This is a genomic window from Chitinophaga arvensicola (assembly GCF_900110835.1).
Lineage (GTDB): Bacteria > Bacteroidota > Bacteroidia > Chitinophagales > Chitinophagaceae > Chitinophaga > Chitinophaga arvensicola.
This window is the reverse complement of the sequence record NZ_FOJG01000002.1, coordinates 2,188,721-2,208,468: the sequence shown is the minus strand read 5'-3', so window position 1 is coordinate 2,208,468 and position 19,748 is coordinate 2,188,721. Positions and strand designations below refer to the sequence as shown.

Sequence of the window (19,748 nt, the reverse complement as noted above, 5' to 3'; positions counted from 1 at the left end):
TATTTTGAAAAACCTGTGCGCTTTCGGGGGAGGAGTGTCCGTTTATGAACAGGGGAAGAAATAAGGCAATTAATTTTAGGGGAAAAGACCTATGCCCGGTCCGGGCATAGGTCTCTTTTATGAAGACAGCTGTCTGCTATTAATCGTATAACCATACCCGTAAGAGGGAAATAAGCTGGTCTACATCCACTGGTTTGGTGATATAATCCGAAGCGCCGGCATTGATACATTTTTCGCGGTCGCCTGTCATGGCTTTGGCGGTTACCGCAATTACCGGCAGGTTTTTATAGGCCGGTATCTGGCGGATCCTGGCAGTGGATTCATAACCATCCATTTCCGGCATCATCATATCCATGAGTACCAGGTCTACCTTTGGCCCTTCCTGCAGCTGTGTCAGCGCTTCTTTTCCATCAATGGCGGATAATACTTTCAGTCCGTAGGATTCCAGTGATTTGGTTAGGGAGAAGATATTACGCACATCGTCATCCGCCACCAGTACGGTTTTTCCTTTCAGGATTTCACTCAGTTCGTTCAGCTTTTTGTATTGGTAAGTACCCGGATCTTTTTTATTTTCTTCTACGAGATGAAGGAAGAGGGATACCTCATCCAGGATGCGCTGGTAGGAATGGGCTGTTTTAATTACAATAGAATCCGCGTATTGCTTGATGCGGAATTCTTCTACATGCGACAGATTCTTACCGGTAAAGATAATGATCGGTAAATTTTCATATCCTGGTGTTTTCTTTACTTCTTCCAACACATCATAGGAGCCCTGGGTGGGAATACCCATATCGAGGATCACGCAGTCCACTTCCGTGCGGTTCAGTGCTTTCAGGCCTTCGCCGATATTGTTCCTGATTTCTGTGGAGATATTAAAGCTTTCCAGGAAATAGGCCAGTCCCTGTGCATGTTTCTGGTTCTCTTCCACAATCAGCACTTTCTTAGGGTGCTTGCTGAGGGCCATTTCTATTTTCTGGAATACTTCCCCGAGTTTTTCTACGGCAAGAGGTTTGTTGATGAAATCCACCGCACCCCTGGAAAGACTTCTATGCTTCACTTCATGGGAAGACATGATATGTACCGGGATGGCGCGCGTACTGGCGTTGGTTTTCAGCTCTTCCATCACTTCCCAGCCGCTTTTAACCGGCAGCTCTATATCCAGCAGGATGCCCAGCGGACGGTATTGTTTGGCCAGTTCTACGCCTTCGTCGCCCCTTACGGCAACGATACCCTTAAATCCGCTTCTGCGGGTATATTCGAGCAGGGAGCGGGCAAAAGGCGTATCGTCTTCCACGATAAGAATCACTTTATCTCCGGGGCCGATTTCGTTTCTGTCGTCCGGAATGGCCGCCGGAATATGTTCTGCTATATATCGTTGCTCCCGGGGAGGAGTGGGTTTATAGGCCGGGGTATCCGCTGAAGCCACAACGGTGGTTTCCGGTAAAGCAGTTTCTTTGTGCAGCGGAATTTTTAAGGTAAAGGTGCTGCCTTTGTTTTCTTCACTTTCCAGGTAAATATCGCCACCCAGCAAGCGGGCCAGTTCCCGGCTGATAGAGAGTCCGAGGCCGGTGCCGCCATATTTTCTGCGGGTGGAACCATCTGCCTGCTGGAAGGCTTCAAAAACAGTATGTTGTTTGTTTTGGGGGATGCCAATGCCGGTGTCTTTCACCGCAAAGGAAATTCCTGGCAGGTCTTTCTTTATTTGCAGGACTACACTGCCGGCTGCCGTGAATTTCAGGGCATTGGAAATAAGGTTGCGTAATACCTGTTGCAGGCGCAGATGATCTGTTTCTATCATCTTGGGCAGGTCTTCGCTGGCTTCCACTGTGAAAGTAATGCCCTTATCATGTGCTATCGGCTCAAACAGGGATGTCATTTCATCGCTGATTTCGTCCAGCGCAACATAGCCATATTCCAGTTCCATTTTACCGGACTCAATTTTTGAGAGATCCAGTATTTCATCGATGAGTGTGAGCAAGCCATTACCGGAACTTTGAATCACCTCTGCATATTCTATCTGTTCTTTTTCCAGGTTGGCAGGATGATTTTCTGCGAGCAAACGGGAGAGGAGCAGGATGGAATTCAGTGGTGTGCGCAGTTCGTGCGACATATTGGCCAGGAACTCAGATTTATATTTGGTACTCAGTGCGAGTTCTTCTGCTTTATGCTGTATTTCAAAATTGCGTTCCAGGATCAGTTCATTGCTTTCCTGCAACAGGCGGCTGCGGCCTTCCAGTTCCTGGTTGGCTTCCTGGAGTTCTTCCTGCTGTACGCGCAATTCTTCTTCGGATGCCTGGAGTCGTTGCGACTGTGCTTCTAGTTCTGCGTTAATGCTTTCCAGCTCATTGTGCTGGGACTGCAACTCTTCGGATTGTGCCTGGGTTTCTTCCAGTAACACCTGTAAGCGCTGATGGTCCTGTGCGCTGTTTACCGCAATACCGGTATTAAACATAGCTGCTTTCAGGAATTCTATCGCGATGTTGGAGAACGGTTTCAGTGATGCTATTTCAATGACCCCTTTCAGCATCCTTTCGTGGAATACAGGTAAGGCGATAATGCTGTGTGGTTTTATGCTGCCACCGGAGTAGTCGATGAGCATTTCCGCATCGGCAATATCGCGGAGCTGGATGGGGGCGCCGGATAAGCCACTTTGGCCGGCCAGTCCTTCACCCAGTAATATTTCAGATCTGGCATCCTTTGTATTCAGGCCGATGCTGGCGGAGAGTGATAATGTATTTTCTCCTTCCAGCAGGTAAAAGGCGCCTACCTGTGCATCGGTGTATGCGGCCAGGTATTCAATGACCTGGTAGGTGAGTTTGGTTAACGCTTTTTCGCCGATCATTTTTTCATTGAGGGCAGCAATGCCAGCCTGCAGCCATTCTTTTTCAGAAAGACTGGTAAAGGAATATTCCAGGGATTCGGCCATTTTATTCAGGGAGCCGGAGAGGGCGCCCAGTACGTCTTTCCCTTCATCGCCAACCCGTGTCTGATAGTTGCCGGAAGAAATTCTATCTGCAATCTGCTGAATGATATTCAGACGTTGGGTGGTTTCTTCATCCTTTTGCTGGAGTTCAAGTTGCAGTTGAACCCGCTTGTTGAAATCGCTGTTCACCCGTACAAAAGACACGATGGTAACGAGAATGGCCAATAGGGATGCCAGTAAAATGAGGATGGAGGTATAGGAGGCAAACTGGCTTACGGTGCCGGTGCGGCTTACCAGCAAGGCCTGTTCCCTGTTCTGCATTTGTTGTACGAGTCTGCGGCATTCGTCCATTTTGACTTTTCCCTGTCGCAGTATTTCAGAAGAGGCAGCCACACCCGCCTTTTTCTGATCGATCATGTGTTGGAAATCGGCCAGCCGTTTGTTGGAAGCTTCGCGGAGTTGTTCAACGGTTTGTGTCTGGGCGGGGTTGTCTATGGTCAGTTCCCGGATTTCCTCCAGCAGCCGGTTGATTTTTTCAGCGGTACCGCTGTAGGGCTCCAGGAATTCGGCTTCTCCTGTCAGCAGAAAACCGCGTTCGCCGGTTTCTCCATCCTTCATAACCGACATCACATTTTCCAGCTTGGTGATCACGGTATTCGTGTGGTTCACCCATTGCTGGCTGTCGAGGAGGTTGCGGATGCTGATAAAGGAGGCGATGGAGCTGACAATCAGTAAAAACAGGGAAGTACCGTAACTGACAAGTAAATTTCTTTTAAATGAATGATTCATTTTACTGGTGTGTCGCTATTAATGGTTAGTAATTTTACTGTTCAGGGATACAATGATGTCCTTTGCCATGTGTAAGTTGATTTTTAGTTCACTTATTTCAGGTTGAAACAGTTAAATGCTAAAAATAGTAAAATAAATCAATCGTTGCGCATCTGTGTTGGGTAAAAGAGTATGCAGAGCCCGCTATCGATAAGGATTTCAGCGCATTGTGGGAACGAAAAGGGCCGATGGCCCCTGGGGATTATTTCTTATTAGCGTTTTGGGGAAGATAATGGAAGCGGATCATCGCATTTTCTGTTTCAGAAGAGGTGACTTTCAGCTCATAGCGCTTGTCGCTGGTCATGATAATCATTTTAGCGGTATTGGGAGGAATATCGCCGAGGTTATTGGCGTGTAGCAGCAGTTCCTGGTATTCCCGGCCGGGGTCTGCAAGGAGGTGCATACGCAGCGGACTGGCAGTGAGTTCCTGGCGGTCGGCCACTTTCACCCCATTGAAAAATACCGTAATGGTATCATGATCAATGGTACCGTAATCATATAAAGTGATGTCGATGCCGGGTTCACGGATCTCGTAGCTACCCTGAATGCGGTTTTCGCGGGGAGGCAAAGCCGGCGTGCGGGCAGTATCGGGCATAATTGCGATGGGGGGTGGTGTAGTTGCCGGCTTTGGTAGAGGGGTTGCCACCGGGGGCCGTACCGGTTTCACCGCTTCCGGTGCTTTGGGCCCGATGGCTGCCACCACCGGAATATCCGCAGCCGTTGTATCTCTCCCGGAAAATAACTGGTTACTACCGGGGATCCGCAGGGCGGCAATTTCCAGCTCGCTGAGTTTTGATAAGCGCACGGTTCTTTTCGTGCGTATTTTGCCGGTATATTTTGAGTAGCTGATCATTGGGCCCTGCAATACCATTTCCCCATCTATATCAAAAAGTGATAATTGCATGGTGGCCAGGCGTGCGCTGTAATTTTTGGGAATCGTCAGCCGGTTGAATTTTAATTCCTGGAAGCGATATTTACCGGCGCTATCATTTCGTAGGCCGGTTACTGTTACTTCGCCATAGAGTTGCGGTGTTTCATAAAACCAGGCAGTGGCCTTATATTTTCCGTTTCCGGCGTTTTTTATTTCCATGATATAGCTGCCGGTGCCATAGAACCATCCCTGGGATTCGGCGGCAGTCCAGCCTTTCCAGACGCCTTGCAGGTTTTGTGCATACAAGGATACACAAAGCAGCATCATGCAGCAGGACAGTGTTCCTGTTTTAAATAATCCGGTTAACATCTCCTTAAAGATAACCGTTTAGGAATTGATGGCCAATTCACTGGCGGCTGCTAATTGTTGCCGGCGAAAAAGTAAGCCGCCGATAATAAGCGTAATGACGCCCTGCAACAATACGGTATTCGGTGTCCCTATCCATTGGGAAATAGCGCCTATGAGCAGTCCGCCTAGTGGCTGCATACCGAAAAAAGCCATGGCATAAAAGCTGATCACGCGTCCCCGCATGGAAGGATCTACGGTGGTCTGGATCAGGGTATTGCTGATGGTGATCTGCGACATCATGCCGAAACCTGCGATGGTGGCAAATACCAGCGCCAGCGGATAGATGGTGGAATGGGAAAACAGTACCAGTCCTGCGCCGAATACCAGGGTATTGAAAGCCAGGATGCGCCGCAGATTTTTTCCAGGTTTCAGCGAAGCCAGGAAAATAGCGCCACAGAAGGCGCCCATGCCGATGGCGCTGTCTATCACTCCAAAGGTGGACGCATTGCCTTTGAAAATATCCTTGGCGTATACGGGCATCAGCGTGGTATAAGGCAGTACCAGCAAACTCACCGATGCCAGTGTTAGCAGTATCAGTGAAATGGATGGGGTAGCGCGGATATAGGCAAAACCTTCTTTCAGTTCTCCCAATATATTTTTCGTACGTGCTTTGGCGGTATATGCCGGTAGTTTCATGCGCAGCAGGGAGCCTATTACGGCAATAAAGCTGACTGCATTCAGGGCAAAGCAGATATCTTCCCCGAATTTCTCCAGTGCCAGCCCTGCGATACCGGGACCGATCAGGCGCGATAAATTCACCATGGAGGAATTCAGTGCGAGGGCATTGGGCAGATCGGCCTTATCGTCTACCATTTCATACACGAGTGATTGCCGCGCCGGCACGTCGAATGCGTTGATCAGTCCGAGGAAAGCACTGAGTCCGATGATCTGCCATACCTGGTAATGTTTGAAATAGATCAGTACTGTGAGTAAAACCGCCTGTAGCATAGAGGCCAGCTGTGTGATCAGTAACAGCTTGTAGCGGTTGTACCGGTCGGATGCCACGCCGCCAAGGAAAGAGAACACAAAGGAAGGGAACATGCTGGCAAAAAGGGTGACGCCCAGCATAAATTTGGAATGTGTCTGAGAGTAAATGACCCAGCTCACCGCAGTTTTCTGCATCCAGGTGCCGATCAGGGAAATAGACTGGCCGCTGAAATATAATCGGTAATTACGACTTTTAAATGCATTGAAGGTGCTGATGTTCATGTTCTTGCCGCGCTTTTATTCATACTCAACCAGCCTGGATAATGGTCCTATGGCTGCCCGCAGGATGGCCTGCTCTTCTTTCGTACATACTTCACCGATAGCTCTGCTCAGCCACTCATCGCGCTCCCTGCGAACTTTCTGTATCCTTTCCTTTCCTGTTGCAGAAAGGGAAATCAGGATTTTCCGTTTGTCGGTGGGAGAGATGGTTTTGGTAATCAGGCCCAGGGCCGACAGGTGTTGCAGTAGTTGTCCCATCGATTGGGGCGTCATCTTTTCCATGACGGCCAGCTCGGCAGAAAGCAATGCATCCTGCTGATCCAGCAGCACCAGCACAGAGCGCTCGCTTTGCGATAGCTGCTCATTGGCCGGGGAGAGTTTCCGCAGCTTCCTGATCAGCCTGGCTAACAAAGGGCGTAATTCCGCCGCAAGAAGATCCGTATTCCTGGAAGGCATATAGTAAGGTAAAATTATAAGTTTACCTTACAAATATACAACAGTAACCCGAAGAGAAGTGGTTTTATTTTCCGGAGAAGCGGCTCCGTGTTTCGGGGGATACGCCTACCTGGATCGCTGTCAATGTTTTAGGAATGCGTTGAAACAGCGCAGGGATTGTGTAGGCAGTTGCTCAATAAAGAAGTAACCGCAGCACCGGGTGCGAAATAATATAACAATACATATATAAAGCCTCCAGGTAGGCCCGGTCTGAAGGCTTTATTTTTCTATGCGACCGCCGTTGCCGGGTGAAGCTTATGATAGTACACATAGGAAACCACAAGGCTGACAAAAAAGCTGGTATGACCAATTTCCAGTAGTACGCTGTCGCCGCTCGACAAATGTGCGATGGCTGCCGAAATCAGCGTGATCCCAAAACCAAAGTAGGCAAACTCCCGCAGCTTTGGTGGCGTGAAAGGCAGCAGCAACGCCAGTGATCCCAGCAGCTTGGCCGTGGTCAGTTCTATGCGGAACCAGTTGGGCAATCCCAGATGCGCAAAAGCATGCTTCATTTCGGGGTTGAACGCAAAATTAAAAGCACTCCACAGCATTACCCCCGTAAGAATAAGCGTGGCGGTCCAGTAAATGATTTTATCTTTTTTCATGAGATAATAATTTGATCAGTTGAACTTGAATACGCTCAACAGCAGGATGATAAAAACGATCAGTAATTGTACGATGTGAAACAGCCGGATGTTTTCCTTTATCTTTTGTATCCCCGTTTCCGGACCGGCAATAGATTTCTCCAGCAATATTTTCTGCCGGCGCCCGTAAAGGAATGTGTTCAGAATGATGAGGATTACGAGGCCAAATTTTACCCGGAACCATAACTGCTCCCCGAATACGCCATGCGTCATGTACATCAGGCCAATTCCTGAAAGGATGATAAGCCCGATCCCAATCCGCATTAAAATGTGAAAACCGCCTACGGTTTGCAGCATGACCGCCGCTTTGCTTTTATCCAGGCTATATTGCTTCCAGAACTGGCGGTAGCCCGCGAAATCCGCCACAGACGTACCGGCAAAAAGAAGTAGTCCGATGAGATGAAGCACAACAAAGCCCTGGAGTATTACTTGTGTTGACATTTGATTGTGGGTTTTATATGATATAATCGAAATAATAATAGTAAATGTATATCGGAAATATAGTAAAAACAAAAAATCCGGAGTATTTTTTCTATTATTGCTACGAAAGTAAAATATATAGCATGAATAAAGCGGTAGAACTGATCACAGAATGGGGTGCTTTTGACGATCAGCATCCGGAAGGGAGTATTGAAGATTTTTGCAGGCATTACCTGGCCCATCAAAAAGAGCGGAAGCCTGTTCCACCGGAAGGCAGGTTTTTACCGGTGCATAGCGATGGTGTACTCATGCGCATCATTGGCAGGATCTTTAAACTGCACACGATCTATACCGTAGCAGCGCTGGATGGCACCGGCATCAATACGATCGATGAATACTCCCTGCTTAACACCGTAGCGCAGGTGGGCGAACCACGGAAAACGGAAGCCATTTACGCGGCCTTGCAGGAGCTATCGACCGGAACAGATAAACTTAACCGGTTGAAAAAACTCGGCTACCTCACAGAATATGATGATAAAGATGATAAGCGGTCCAAACGGCTGAAAGTGACACCCAAAGGAGAGAAAGTGCTGATACAGTGCAGAAGGAGAATAAGCCAGCTGGCAGAAATGATGTTTCATGATATGGCAGACGATGACCGGAAGCTCTGTATCCAGTTATTGAAAGGAGTGGAAACAAAATTCAGCAGTATCTGGCAATCACATAAGGGGAAAGACTTTGAGGAAATCTACGGAGAGGTACTGCCACATCATAAAAAGGGCTGACCGTAGTCAGCCCCCTGATTCATTGTTTACTTTTCTACATCCATGCAGTAAGTGACGCAATGCCATACTTTCTTAAAATCTTTTCCTTCATGCTGACCGCTGGCTGTTTCGGTAAATGTGCCTTCCAGCATATAACGGCCTTTCCATGCGGGAGAGAAAGTTACATCTCCTGCAGGCGTTGCTTTGATAGCTTTGGTCCATCCTTCAGGCGACTGGATCGTTACTTCACCATCGGCAGGAACTGCCTTTTTATAGCTTAACTGCACGGTAGCAGGTTGATTCAGCTTGTTGGTCTTCTGGAAATTAGTCAACAGCGAGAAGTCCGTATATTCTTTCACGTTATCCACGCCATTCAGCGCATTGTTTACTTTTACCAGTCCCACGGCATAATAATGGATCTTGCTGCCATTATACACTTCCTGAACGGTATGATCAATGGTAAGTAAATGTGCACCGGCCACTGCTGGTGTAAAGGTGGCGGAGAAATAGTTGCCCTTGTTGGTACAGGTCAGTTTTTCTTTTTGTCCGTCGGGTTTTACCAGGTACAGCGTAAAATCTTTCATATTACTGAACCAGTTGGAGATAGAATCACGTTCGTTACCGGCATATTCACCGAGGAAAACTTTTACCTCTTGTGCCTGTCCGATTTTACCGGAAGTAATGGTTTCGATCCAGATGGCATGAGCAAAGAGCGGCTGCAGGCTACAGCATAATAGTACAGAAAACAGGAATTTTTTCATTATATCTTAATTTATATATGACGCATGATCCGCAAAGCTAGTGGAGTAAGGAAGGGAATGGAAGGCGAAATGGGAATACTTTTTACGCATTCGGGAAAATCATGGCCGTTATTCGATGCTGACGAGGTAATGAAGGAGTCGTTCCAGGTCCTGGTTCACAGAGCGGATGGTGGATTGCAGTTCATTTAACATGGCGGCACGCGTATGCAGGTCATCTGCTTTGTATACCCCACCGGTGCCGAAAAATAAGGTACTGTCAGAGGAGCTTATTTTTCCTTCGAAGTCAAATTTTTGCCAACGTTCCCGGATACTGGCGGCCAGCGGGATCTTTCCGCTGTTGCTGAAATGTTTTTCCGTGAGTACATACCAGGTGAAAGGCGGATATATCTGCGAGATCTCCGGCATCTCCCAGATATCCTGCAGGGTATTCCTGGGATGGAGGAACTGGATTTTTCTGCCGGCGGCATTGATGGTGAGCGCGCCAAGTCCGGCGGAGAGCAGGCCGCCGCCGATGGCCACCACATTCTGCGGCCCGTCTTTTTTGATGGCCACAGTGGCAATAGTAGTGAGTGCGCCGGTAATAATAGACGCCACTGTTAACCGTGTATTTCTTTTACTGTTGAAATTGTCGAGATATCTCGCCAGTTGATCTGCTTTTTCACCTTCACAGTCCAGCTCGGCGGCAATACCGGCTATTTCCATGGTGGCCAGTAACAGGCGGTGCTGGATCCTGGATCTGATTTCGGCTTTCTTCATGAACCCCAGGGCGGTGGTATCTCCCGTTACTGCTTTCATCTGTTTTACCAGCAACAGGGTACCGGTGGCATTGGCCATCAATACCACATGTGCCGGCAGATCCGCATTGGCAGCCAGCAAGGAATCTGTATTTTTTAATGGGGCGCTATCTGCATTACTGCTGTATCGCACGGCAGGTTCACAGTAGTTGCCGCTGATATTGACCGCAGCACTGTTGATAACCCGGCTGCTGCTGCAAGCGTGCAACAACAGGACGATAGCACAGGCCGGCAGCCATAAAAAAAAGCGTATTCTCATCATCCATACCATTACAAAGAACCCGCGAAATAGTTTGATACCGGGTGCCTTTATTGTTCCGCCCACATCCACTGCAGGCCTTTTATAAAAGTAGGCAGCTGCGTATCCATGTGGTCCAAATGACTGTAAATATCCGATTTATAGATAATGTTGCCGGATTGTTTTTGGGAGATGTATGCGGACAATTGCGTCATTACTTCGTTCAGAGGCCGGCTGGTGCTGTCTGTGCTGTCCTCATTGCCGCCAAAGGTGATATACACTTTTTGTTTGGCAGGACTGCTATCTTTTACCGGCAGGCTTTTCAGCTGATCCAGCAGATAATAATGATTGTAGTGCAGAGAAGGACTGGCGGCAATATATCCGCTAAAGCCGGTCGCCTCTCCCGACAAGCTACGGAGAAGGGTATACGCAGTAAAGAAACCACCCAGGGAATGCCCCATCAATGTCCGTTTCGTGGTATCCGTGCGATATTGCTGATCTATCAGTGGCATCAGTTCCTGATGGAGAAACGACAGCATTTTGTCTGCTCCCCCGCTGGTGCTCATTTCGTACTCAGGAATCGCCACCGGATAAGTATCATCCCTGTTTCTCAGGGAATCCATCGCAGGGAAATCAGTGTATCCGATGCCCACCAGGATCACATTGGGTGCCAGTCCTACTGATGCATAGCGGTTCAGCGTAACGGCCATGATATCGAAATACAAATTGGCATCCAACAGGTAAACCACGGGATACTTTTCCGCCTGTTTAGCCTCATAATCATCCGGTAAATTTATGAAGATGGAAAACGAGTCGGCTACCGCTTTGGAATACAGGCGGGTTACCGCTGGTTTCCCGTTGGGGGCAGGTTGCTCTGTCGGCGGCTGGCATCCGTAAACAAGGGTAATCAGCAGCACAAGTGTGAAGTAACGGGTCATAACAGTGGGTTTTAAGGTATACTAAAGTATTCCTATTTTCTGTTTACAAAATGTTATATTTAAATTCAATTTTTCAAATTTACCACAACGACGTTACCCATGAGCAATACCGCAAATGAAAGGGCCGTGATGCCCAAAGACAGCAGCATTTTAGACAGCAGGAGTTTGCAAAACAGCTATAGTACGCTGCTTCCATTGCTGCATAAAGGAATGCGGGTACTCGATGTAGGTTGTGGAACAGGCGCTATTTCTGCCGGTATTGCGGCCGTAGTAGGAGAACAGGGCACTGTTGTGGGAATAGACAGCAGCGCGCACTTAATCGCCAAAGGGAAAACAGATCATGCCGATCTGACCAATTTAATTTTACAGGAGGCAGATCTCTTTGCTTTTGCACCGGAAGAAAAATTTGATCTGATTGTGTCGGCCCGCGTGTTGCAATGGTTAAGTAATCCACGTGAGGCACTCGTGAAATTCCGTTCCCTGTTAAATCCGGGTGGTCATATTTCTATCCTGGATTACAATCATACCCAGCTGGAATGGACACCGGCACCACCTGACAGCATGCTGCGTTTTTATAAAGCATTCCTCGACTGGCGCGCCGATGCTGGTATGGACAATGAAATCGCAGATCACCTTGCTGCACACTTTGAAGAACTTGGTTTTCACAGCATTGCTACCCTGAATGCAGATGAAGTATACACCAGGGGAGCACCTCACTTTGCGGAAAAGGCCGGCATCTGGTCTAAGGTAGCTGAGCTGAGAGGACCGCAGGTAGTAGAAGGCGGGTTTATTACAGAAGCGGAGAGATTACAGGCGATAACTGAATACCAGGCCTGGCTGGATACTGATGCGGAGAAGATGGTGATGAAATTAAAAGATGTGAGAGCAGGGATTTAGCATATGCCTACAAAAATATATTGGTTGGAACAGTTTCCCAATGGCGGCCGTTTGGGCATCATGGCAAGGCCACGTGGAAACGACTGGCTGGAGAGTGAAATCCTTCATCTCAAACAACAGGGGGTGAAGGTATTGGTTTCTTTGCTGGAAACTCATGAGGTAAAAGAATTGGAGCTGCGGAAAGAAGAAAGCTATTGTACACAACACGGTGTCGCCTATATCAATTTCCCGATCAAAGACCGGGGCATTCCGGAAAACAGCCTGGGGACTACTGCTTTTCTACAATCACTGGCCGCAGAAATTGATGCTGGTCATGCGGTATGTATTCATTGCCGGATGGGCATTGGCAGGTCTTCCCTGATCGCCGGAGGGGTGTTGCTTCTGAAAGGACATCCGTTTAAAGGCCTGCTCGATAAAATCAGCCGTTTACGTGATTTGAAAGTGCCCGACACGACTGAACAGGAACAATGGTTGCAGGAAAAAAGCAGATAGTCACTGACCTATCTCTGCGGCCGCCTGTCTTTTCCATAACTCCCGCGCCATCTGGTCAATCAGTTCCGTATAGGGTTCCTGGTTAGACACGCTATCATTTACATAAAACACGGGCCGGCGGTCGCCGATCATGACAAGCCGGTATTTTACGCCTGCGGTATCTGTTGTGGTAACGGTGGTCAGGTAATGGTCTGATGAATCGTTGCTGAGATCCGGAAAGGCTACTTCTGTGGACACATTTTTTATAGTGGGTGGTGTGATGGTTGTTTGCCGGGTCATAAATGCGGCGGTGAGTACAATGATGGTGAGCGCAGCTACGGCTGCATATCCATAAATACGTTTTCGGGAGGGACTGCCATTTTTTTCTGTTGCGCTGGTAATATGCGCTTTCAGCAGGTATCCTTTTTTAGGAACGGTCCGGATCATTTCCTTCTGGTCATCTCCCAATATCTTTCTCAAAAAAGAGACGGCGTTTGTCAGCCCTTCATCTGCGCCGGGATAGTTATCCCATATCTCCTGGATAAGTGTTTCCCTGCTCAGCAGCTGATCGGGTTGTTGTGCCATCAGGCATAGTAACTGCATCAACCTGGGCTCCAGTCTTGTTTCCGACTGTAGTTGCAAATCGTACAGGATATGAAGAGAGGGCTGTACCCGGTAACGTTGGTTGATCAGGAAATTGTCCATAACTGAATGTATAACGGTGAAATTACAATTAATAATCTGCCGGTTTGTGTTTCCGGGGAAATCTATATAAAATCTTCACCTTTTCTATAGATGCCCTATGGTGGCGGGATACTACCTTCCTGTCAAAATCTGGAACTATGAAACACTACCTGGTGGTTATCTTATTTTCTATTCTTTCCTGTGCATCACAGGCACAGGTGCCGGACTCCTTTTTTGCCCGGAATGCACCCGGACATCTGAACGGGAACTTATTGCTGGCAGTGAATGGCGCTCCTGTTTTCAAAGAAAGTTTTGGTTGGGCAGACTGGCAGTCAGGGGCCAGGAACGAAGCAGAAAGCCAGTTTAACCTGGCGTCCATCTCCAAAATATTTACTTCCACGGCTATTTTACAACTGGAGGAACGAGGGAAATTAAAACTGAACGATCCACTGCAACGGTATTTGCCGGCATTCCCTTACCCTGGGATACAGCTCCGGCATTTGCTTTCGCACACTTCCGGTTTGCCCGACCTGGAATTGTTTGAAGACCTGATCCGCAAATACCCGGATACGATTATCAGCAACCGGAACATTATCCCGGAATTGATGCAATGGAGAAAGCCCCTGGCTTTCCAGCCGGGAAATAAGTGGGAATATTGTAATCTTGGATTCGAGCTATTGGCCATGGTCATAGAGAAAGTAAGCGGAATAGGCTTTTCAGCTTATCTTGATAAGTATATTTTCCGGCCGGCGGGGATGACACACACCTATGTAAAAGGCAAAAAGGTAACCTCCCGACCGGTAACCCTGCATGTATATCCAAACTGGTATACGGATCAGTATACAACGGTAGATTCGGTGAGGCGTTACCGTTATACTGCCTACAATTGCAGCGGAAGCGTGGGTGGGTCAGATGTTTTTACCACCACTGGCGACCTGTTGCAATTCGATAAAGCGTTTTTCAGCGGCCGCCTGCTGGCCAAAGCATTGGTGGAAAAGGCGCTGACGCCGGTAGTGCTTAATAATGGCAAACCATATATAAGCGATCATATGGACACCATGCAGGGAGAAGGCACTGGCTCCTACGGGTTGGGATGGGAAATTTTCCAGCAACGGGGCAGGGGGAAGTCCGTAGGACATGGCGGGTTTAAATACGGCATCGCTACGTTTTACTTTCATGACCTGGACCGCTGTCAAACTATTATTGCCTTTGACAACGGGCCTGGCGACCGCTTCGGGGAACTTATTACCAGTGCGGCTTTGCTGTTAAATCATCAGCCGCCGCTGACCATCAGCAGTAAAAAATCGCTGGCAAGAACTTATGGTACTCTATTGGTAAATGAGGGCGCTGAATCTGCGATCGCCACTTTTGCAAAACTAAAATCAGATACTGCACATTATTACCTGAGCGAACAGGAAATGAACTGGCTGGGATATGACCTGATGTATGCTCCTTTTCAGGATCATCTCTCCCTATGCCTGGAAACATTCCGGTTAAATACGCTGCTCTTCCCGGATAGCTTTAATGTGTACGATAGCTACGCTGAAATATTAAGGAAAAGTGGGAAACTAAAGGAGGCGGTGATGATGTACCGGGAGTCGCTCCGGCTAAAGCCCGACAACGAAGGTGGTAAGGCGGCCTTACAGGAAATGGGTAAATTATAAGCAGCTGCTCTTATTGTCCGTTTTTCTCCCGCAGTTCTTTCGGATTTACTCCTGCATGTCTTTTTACAAATTTATTAAAGTGACTGATATCCGAAAAGCCAAAGTCGTGGCTGATCTCTTTAATCAGGCTACGGCTGTATTTCAGCCGGGTTTTAATCAGCTTTAATTTGTAGTTCGATATATATTCCTTGAGCGACATGCCTATTTCCTTCCTGAACAAGGAAGAGAGATAGGAGCCGGACAAACTGAATTGCGCTCCGATACTATCGATGGTCAGGCTTTCGGGCGATTGTATATGCGCATGAATATGATGTACGATCTGCATGGGCAGGTTGTCGGTCATCAGTGCCGTAACGTTGGAGCTAACGAGAATATTACTTTTTAGAATGATGAGGATACTCCGCAGGAGGTGCACCATCAGCTCATTGGATTTTTCATTCATTTCTTTCCACTCGGCAACCATCATTTTGAACAGTGTTTCCAGTTTGTTCATGGCAAGGGTTTGCGGTAGTAGTTCGCTGATCAGCTGACTGTTGACAATCAGTTCGCCCATCAGCAGGTGCCATTCTTTTTCTTCGGCGTCCCGGAGATGGCCGCTGAGGCTGACCGGCAGAAATTTGATGACGCTGAATTCCGTTTGTGCTTTGACTATAAACTGGTGCTGGTCTTCAGGAGCCAGCAGGTAAATGGCTGGCGCCTGGTAAGCGGCCGTCACATTGTTCAATATATGGGTGCCGTTGCCGGCATGAAGAAATATCAGTTCGTAATGGTTATGGTTATGCGGCGGGAAAGGCCACTTAGTGGTGGAGAAATGCCGCATGGATATGGGATCGAACTGGATAAACCTTTCCATAGTTGTTTTTTACAAATTTACAGTTCAAAAGTACAATTTTTGGCCATCTTCTGCTGCTAGCTTTGCATAAAAATTAATCGATGAATCGTTCTCCGGTCAACAAAGAAGCTTATGCAATCCCAGTAATGGCAATAGCAGCGGGTGTTATTGTAGCGAATGTATATTATAACCAGCCGATACTCAGCCAGATCGGGCTTGCTTTCCATACCACAGAAAGTAAAATTGGAAAGATGTCGATGCTGGCACAACTGGGATATGGGCTGGGTATGTTTTTCCTGTTGCCCCTGGGCGATAAGGTAAACCGGAAAAAACTGATCATTTTTACCAGCATCCTGTTATCTGTTGCGTTGATAGGCACGGCTTATGTAAAGTCGCTGGGACTATTGCTGGTGCTGAGTTTCTTCACCGGGTTGTTTTCCACACCGGCCCAGATCATTTTACCGATGGCCGCCACGCTGGGAAAGGAAAACAGGGGAAAGAATGTGGGCAAGGTGTTCAGTGGTATCCTGACAGGCATCCTGGGCGCACGGGTACTCAGCGGTTTGATCACCACCTACTTCGGATGGCAGTATGTATTTATTGTTTCTGCGGTATTGGTGCTGATCGTTATTGTGTTGCTGCATTTCTTTTTACCGGAAGTGCCTATCCGTTTTACCGGTAACTATCTTAGCCTGATCCGTTCTACCTTGCAACTGGTGAAGGAATACAAAGTATTGCGGCAGGCATCGTTGCTGGGTGCTTTTACTTTTGGTGTTTTCTGCTCCTTCTGGACCACCCTGACCTTTCACCTGAGTATGGCGCCCCTGCATTATTCTACGGCACAGATAGGATTGTTTGGGCTGATTGCCATTGGCGGTGCGCTGGTAGCGCCGGTATTCGGAAAAGCAGCGGATAAAGGGAACGTATTTAAAAGTCTCTTTTTTACGGTATCATTGATCACCGCAAGTATTGCGTTGATAAAACTGTTTCCGCATTCTGTTTTTGTACTCATCACCGGCGTTTTCTTCCTGGACATTGGGGTGCAGGCCACACAGATCACCAATTTCACACGCATTTATGCGTTGAATGAAAACGCACATAGCCGTCTTAATACGGTTTATATGACCACCTATTTTATTGGCGCGGCTACCGGTACTTACTTCGGATTACTGAGCTGGAAGCTAGGACAGTGGAACCTGGCCACCTGGCAGATGATTGTGTGGAGTTTGATTGCGTTGCTGATTGTATATGTGTCTAAAAGGAACAGTGAGCCGGTGGAAAGCAGCATGCCTTCCATGCCGAAGGCAGCCGCCTAGGAGGCAGATGGCTTTTTGTTTCTTTAGGTTTTTTGCCTGGCTAACAAATATCTGTGTGTTTCTTATCGCATTTACATCAACGGTACGTGCGCAAGACTATTGCTGACCCGTTTCGCAATACCAGCGCCGTGTTTGGTGAGTCAGCATGGGGAGTATGTAGTACTACCCATGCTGACTTTTTAATTATTTCCCGATATAGGTACTAAACTTTAATACCCGGTTTTCTTCTACACGGAACACCTGCCCGCAATCGCTGCTATATGCAGCCCTGCCAACGGTTTTTGTACTTTCATCACTAAATGTAATACCGTAGCGGCCACTATTGGTGGCCGATCTTACCACGATTACATAATCACGTGTAGCCGTTACTGGTATATTCGGATGGAGGATCACCGGCGTCGCTGCCCAGCTGATGGTGTCGCGGGAAATGGCCTTCTGGTAAAGTACCTTGCCTGTTACCGGCAACCCGTTGGCATCTGCCGGATGTATACTGATATGCAGGTCATCGTCGGGGTATCCGCTTTTGAATACGGTCAGGCTCACGGTGTGCAGTGTGCCGGAACGTTTGGCTGTAAAGGATTGAGCGCGTTGTATACATTGATGGATATCGCACTGTAGCCGGAAGCCTTGTTGCCCGCTGCTGTTATCCAGCTCTTTTGCAGCAGCTGGTAATGGAGCTGCTTTCAGGGAGAGCGGGATGCTGTCGTGGCAACCTATCGGAAGGATATTCCCCTGTGCATCGAAGGAAAGCGGCGCCCAGAAATAGTTGGCCAATGCTTCATTTTTGGCGGCATTATTCCAGAGATCACTGCCATACAGGAATACACTGTCGCCGTTTAATTTCAGAAACGATACAAAAGAAGGCTGACCACCGCAGGAATTGTCACTGATCTTTGTGCCATCAGACCAGGGGCCTAATGGCGACGACGCACGTTTGTAAGAGGTACCGGTGCCGGAGCAATAGCCGCAGTTGGGATCGGAGTACAACAGGTAATAGCTGCTGCCACGCCTGAACAGGGCAGGGGCTTCGGTATTTCCACTGGTTACTGATTTGATGTGTTCACCGGTACCGGTCAGGTAATCAGCGCTGAGTTTTTCAATCACAATGGTGCCTTTGGTTTGCCAGTCGGTATACGCGAGATAAGCCGTACCATCTTCATCTACAAAGGTATCATGGTCACCGTTGTTCAGTCCGGCGATAGCGCCATCGCTGTTTACCGCCAGCTTCGGTTCTGCCACTTCCGTAAAAGGCCCGGTAGGTTTTTTACTGGTAAACACGCGGAAGCCGGTGCGGTTGTCATATACATTGATCCATAAAACATATTGTTTTGTTTTTTTATTGTAGATCACGTGTGGCCGGAAACAACCGTAGGTACTGCCATTGCAGCGGGTTTGCCATACAGGTGTATTGGCGTCAAACAGGAATCCTTTGTCGGTCCATTGTGCGAGGTCTGTGGAGGTATATACTTTGAAACCACAGAAGGGCGCCGTTTTTTTACCCCATTCAAATCCGCAGCCATAGCTGGTGCCATACAGGTAATAGGTACCGTTGAAAAAGGCAATTTCTCCGTCGTGTGCATCTACGGCGGCGCCGGCAGTGCTGAAACGAACGGTTTGTTCGTGTTGTGCATTAAAGTTCACCAGGGCCGAATTCGTTTGTGCGTGTACGTGATAGCTGCATAATAATGCCAGCAATACACTAAATTTCCCCTTGTGTTCTTTTGCGGTACTCTGTGGGCGTGAAGCCGGTTTTTTCTTTAAACAGCCGCGAAAAGTAAAACGATGAATCAAATCTGAGATCATAGGCAATTTCTTTGACAGATACGGAGGGATCATTCAACAGCTCCCTGGCCTTCTCTATTTTTAGTTGTATGTAATACTGAAAGGGTGATAGCCCTGTATATTTTTTAAATTCTTTTCTGAACCAGGAGTAGCCTACCTGTAAGTCTTCCGCAGCCTGCTCCGGCGAGTAATGCGCCGAAATATTGGAGCGGAACAGCAAGCGTGCCTGGTTCATCAGTGCTTCCTTATCCTTGTTGCCGCTGGTTTGTTGTTTTACGAGGTAATGGATGTTTCCCATCAGCTGTAATGTAGCGCCGGCAATCAATGGCTGGTAGCCCGGATTTTCCTGTTTTGTTTTTTCTATAATGAGATGAAATAACTGAACAATACTTTCCTGGAAACCGATCGTCAGACAGGGCTTTTCCGGTGTGAAAAAATTCTCCTGTAGCAGGTTGTCCAGGATAGGACCTTTCATGCCTACCCAGTATTCATCCCAGCCGGTTTCAGGCAATGGCCGGTAGCGGTGCCTTTCTCCGGGAAACAGCAGGATCACTGTGCCTGCTTTGATCTCCTGTTGACGGCAACGGTCCGATTCAAAAATGCCTTTCCCGCTGGTGATATAGATCACCTGGTATTCATTCAGTACCCTTCCTGCTTTCCAGTTGAAGTGATAATGCGCCGGATGATGTTTTACAGGATAGGTGCCTGTTGCTGCTACATGTGTACAACCGGCATTCAGCACCCATAATCCCCAGCTTTCATCTTCCCTGCTTACCGGCAGATATTTGTAATAGTTAATCATAACGCGTCGT

Annotated in this window: 18 protein-coding genes; 5 read left to right on the top strand and 13 right to left on the bottom strand. The window is 47.9% G+C overall.

The genetic code is table 11. From position 1 onward, the window contains the following. Positions 1–139: 139 nt before the first annotated feature. The 6 genes from BMW79_RS26255 to BMW79_RS26230 all read right to left on the bottom strand — a co-directional run bounded on the left by BMW79_RS26255 (position 140) and on the right by BMW79_RS26230 (position 7,816). Positions 140–3,712 carry a response regulator gene (locus BMW79_RS26255; protein ID WP_089900136.1) on the bottom strand — a complete coding sequence of 1,191 codons (3,573 nt, stop codon included), beginning with the start codon at positions 3,710–3,712 and terminating at the stop codon, positions 140–142. A gap of 241 nt (positions 3,713–3,953) precedes the next feature. Next, positions 3,954–4,991 (bottom strand): hypothetical protein, encoded by a 1,038-nt coding sequence (locus BMW79_RS26250; RefSeq protein WP_089900133.1) that lies wholly within the window; start codon positions 4,989–4,991, stop codon positions 3,954–3,956. 18 nt (positions 4,992–5,009) lie between these two features. Further along, positions 5,010–6,239 (bottom strand): MFS transporter, encoded by a 1,230-nt coding sequence (locus tag BMW79_RS26245; RefSeq protein WP_089900130.1) that lies wholly within the window; start codon positions 6,237–6,239, stop codon positions 5,010–5,012. Positions 6,240–6,254: 15 nt separating this feature from the next. Then, the gene (locus BMW79_RS26240; protein WP_089900127.1) at positions 6,255–6,692 is read right to left on the bottom strand and encodes a MarR family winged helix-turn-helix transcriptional regulator; all 438 of its coding nucleotides are present in this window, start codon (positions 6,690–6,692) and stop codon (positions 6,255–6,257) included. 266 nt (positions 6,693–6,958) lie between these two features. Beyond that, positions 6,959–7,336: a DoxX family protein gene (locus BMW79_RS26235; protein WP_089900124.1), complete on the bottom strand. Its 378-nt coding sequence runs from the start codon at positions 7,334–7,336 to the stop codon at positions 6,959–6,961. A 15-nt stretch (positions 7,337–7,351) separates the two neighbouring features. Beyond that, a complete protein-coding gene (locus BMW79_RS26230) occupies positions 7,352–7,816 on the bottom strand; it encodes a hypothetical protein (RefSeq protein ID WP_089900120.1) in 465 nt (154 codons plus the stop codon). A gap of 122 nt (positions 7,817–7,938) precedes the next feature. Here BMW79_RS26230 and BMW79_RS26225 point away from each other — a divergent pair, with 122 nt between their 5' ends. Continuing rightward, complete coding sequence (locus tag BMW79_RS26225; RefSeq protein ID WP_177192340.1) at positions 7,939–8,580, top strand: MarR family winged helix-turn-helix transcriptional regulator; 642 nt, start codon at positions 7,939–7,941, stop codon at positions 8,578–8,580. A 26-nt stretch (positions 8,581–8,606) separates the two neighbouring features. On the opposite strand, the gene BMW79_RS26220 is transcribed toward BMW79_RS26225, so the two are convergent. The 3 genes from BMW79_RS26220 to BMW79_RS26210 form a co-directional block, all read right to left on the bottom strand. Continuing rightward, on the bottom strand, positions 8,607–9,320 hold the full coding sequence (locus BMW79_RS26220) for a hypothetical protein (protein ID WP_089900114.1): 714 nt from the start codon (positions 9,318–9,320) through the stop codon (positions 8,607–8,609). A 108-nt stretch (positions 9,321–9,428) separates the two neighbouring features. After that, positions 9,429–10,373 carry a hypothetical protein gene (locus BMW79_RS26215; protein ID WP_143059275.1) on the bottom strand — a complete coding sequence of 315 codons (945 nt, stop codon included), beginning with the start codon at positions 10,371–10,373 and terminating at the stop codon, positions 9,429–9,431. A gap of 50 nt (positions 10,374–10,423) precedes the next feature. Beyond that, the gene (locus BMW79_RS26210; RefSeq protein WP_089900108.1) at positions 10,424–11,290 is read right to left on the bottom strand and encodes an alpha/beta hydrolase; all 867 of its coding nucleotides are present in this window, start codon (positions 11,288–11,290) and stop codon (positions 10,424–10,426) included. Positions 11,291–11,389: 99 nt separating this feature from the next. Between BMW79_RS26210 and BMW79_RS26205 the strand changes: the two genes are divergently transcribed. Both BMW79_RS26205 and BMW79_RS26200 read left to right on the top strand, forming a co-directional pair. Continuing rightward, positions 11,390–12,187 carry a class I SAM-dependent methyltransferase gene (locus tag BMW79_RS26205; RefSeq protein ID WP_218150448.1) on the top strand — a complete coding sequence of 266 codons (798 nt, stop codon included), beginning with the start codon at positions 11,390–11,392 and terminating at the stop codon, positions 12,185–12,187. A 24-nt stretch (positions 12,188–12,211) separates the two neighbouring features. Further along, positions 12,212–12,679, top strand: a complete 468-nt coding sequence (locus BMW79_RS26200) for a protein-tyrosine phosphatase family protein (protein WP_089900105.1) — start codon at positions 12,212–12,214, stop codon at positions 12,677–12,679. Here the strand turns inward: BMW79_RS26200 and BMW79_RS26195 are convergent, their stop codons facing one another. Further along, entirely contained in the window at positions 12,680–13,363 is a 684-nt protein-coding gene (locus BMW79_RS26195) for a winged helix-turn-helix domain-containing protein (protein WP_089900102.1), read from the bottom strand. Between the two features lie 137 nt (positions 13,364–13,500). Between BMW79_RS26195 and BMW79_RS26190 the strand changes: the two genes are divergently transcribed. After that, complete coding sequence (locus BMW79_RS26190; protein WP_089900099.1) at positions 13,501–15,006, top strand: serine hydrolase domain-containing protein; 1,506 nt, start codon at positions 13,501–13,503, stop codon at positions 15,004–15,006. 10 nt (positions 15,007–15,016) lie between these two features. Here BMW79_RS26190 and BMW79_RS26185 read toward each other — a convergent pair whose 3' ends face one another. Continuing rightward, positions 15,017–15,859 (bottom strand): AraC family transcriptional regulator, encoded by an 843-nt coding sequence (locus BMW79_RS26185; RefSeq protein ID WP_089900096.1) that lies wholly within the window; start codon positions 15,857–15,859, stop codon positions 15,017–15,019. A gap of 80 nt (positions 15,860–15,939) precedes the next feature. Between BMW79_RS26185 and BMW79_RS26180 the strand changes: the two genes are divergently transcribed. Then, entirely contained in the window at positions 15,940–17,154 is a 1,215-nt protein-coding gene (locus BMW79_RS26180; protein ID WP_089900093.1) for an MFS transporter, read from the top strand. A 183-nt stretch (positions 17,155–17,337) separates the two neighbouring features. Here BMW79_RS26180 and BMW79_RS26175 read toward each other — a convergent pair whose 3' ends face one another. Beyond that, the gene (locus BMW79_RS26175) at positions 17,338–18,849 is read right to left on the bottom strand and encodes a family 43 glycosylhydrolase (protein ID WP_218150447.1); all 1,512 of its coding nucleotides are present in this window, start codon (positions 18,847–18,849) and stop codon (positions 17,338–17,340) included. 4 nt (positions 18,850–18,853) lie between these two features. Continuing rightward, a complete protein-coding gene (locus tag BMW79_RS26170; protein ID WP_089900088.1) occupies positions 18,854–19,738 on the bottom strand; it encodes an AraC family transcriptional regulator in 885 nt (294 codons plus the stop codon). Positions 19,739–19,748 lie beyond the last annotated feature (10 nt).

Excerpts from the sequence above, each read along its gene's own strand:
- BMW79_RS26230 (WP_089900120.1), bottom strand. The coding sequence starts at position 7,816 with ATGTCAACACAAGTAATACTCCAGGGCTTTGTTGTGCTTCATCTCATC.
- BMW79_RS26190 (WP_089900099.1), top strand. The coding sequence starts at position 13,501 with ATGAAACACTACCTGGTGGTTATCTTATTTTCTATTCTTTCCTGTGCA.
- BMW79_RS26205 (WP_218150448.1), top strand. The coding sequence starts at position 11,390 with ATGAGCAATACCGCAAATGAAAGGGCCGTGATGCCCAAAGACAGCAGC.
- BMW79_RS26195 (WP_089900102.1), bottom strand. The coding sequence starts at position 13,363 with ATGGACAATTTCCTGATCAACCAACGTTACCGGGTACAGCCCTCTCTT.
- BMW79_RS26235 (WP_089900124.1), bottom strand. The coding sequence starts at position 7,336 with ATGAAAAAAGATAAAATCATTTACTGGACCGCCACGCTTATTCTTACG.
- BMW79_RS26170 (WP_089900088.1), bottom strand. The coding sequence starts at position 19,738 with ATGATTAACTATTACAAATATCTGCCGGTAAGCAGGGAAGATGAAAGC.
- BMW79_RS26210 (WP_089900108.1), bottom strand. The coding sequence starts at position 11,290 with ATGACCCGTTACTTCACACTTGTGCTGCTGATTACCCTTGTTTACGGA.
- BMW79_RS26220 (WP_089900114.1), bottom strand. The coding sequence starts at position 9,320 with ATGAAAAAATTCCTGTTTTCTGTACTATTATGCTGTAGCCTGCAGCCG.
- BMW79_RS26215 (WP_143059275.1), bottom strand. The coding sequence starts at position 10,373 with ATGAGAATACGCTTTTTTTTATGGCTGCCGGCCTGTGCTATCGTCCTG.
- BMW79_RS26255 (WP_089900136.1), bottom strand. The coding sequence starts at position 3,712 with ATGAATCATTCATTTAAAAGAAATTTACTTGTCAGTTACGGTACTTCC.
- BMW79_RS26245 (WP_089900130.1), bottom strand. The coding sequence starts at position 6,239 with ATGAACATCAGCACCTTCAATGCATTTAAAAGTCGTAATTACCGATTA.
- BMW79_RS26240 (WP_089900127.1), bottom strand. The coding sequence starts at position 6,692 with ATGCCTTCCAGGAATACGGATCTTCTTGCGGCGGAATTACGCCCTTTG.
- BMW79_RS26180 (WP_089900093.1), top strand. The coding sequence starts at position 15,940 with ATGAATCGTTCTCCGGTCAACAAAGAAGCTTATGCAATCCCAGTAATG.
- BMW79_RS26225 (WP_177192340.1), top strand. The coding sequence starts at position 7,939 with ATGAATAAAGCGGTAGAACTGATCACAGAATGGGGTGCTTTTGACGAT.
- BMW79_RS26185 (WP_089900096.1), bottom strand. The coding sequence starts at position 15,859 with ATGGAAAGGTTTATCCAGTTCGATCCCATATCCATGCGGCATTTCTCC.
- BMW79_RS26250 (WP_089900133.1), bottom strand. The coding sequence starts at position 4,991 with ATGTTAACCGGATTATTTAAAACAGGAACACTGTCCTGCTGCATGATG.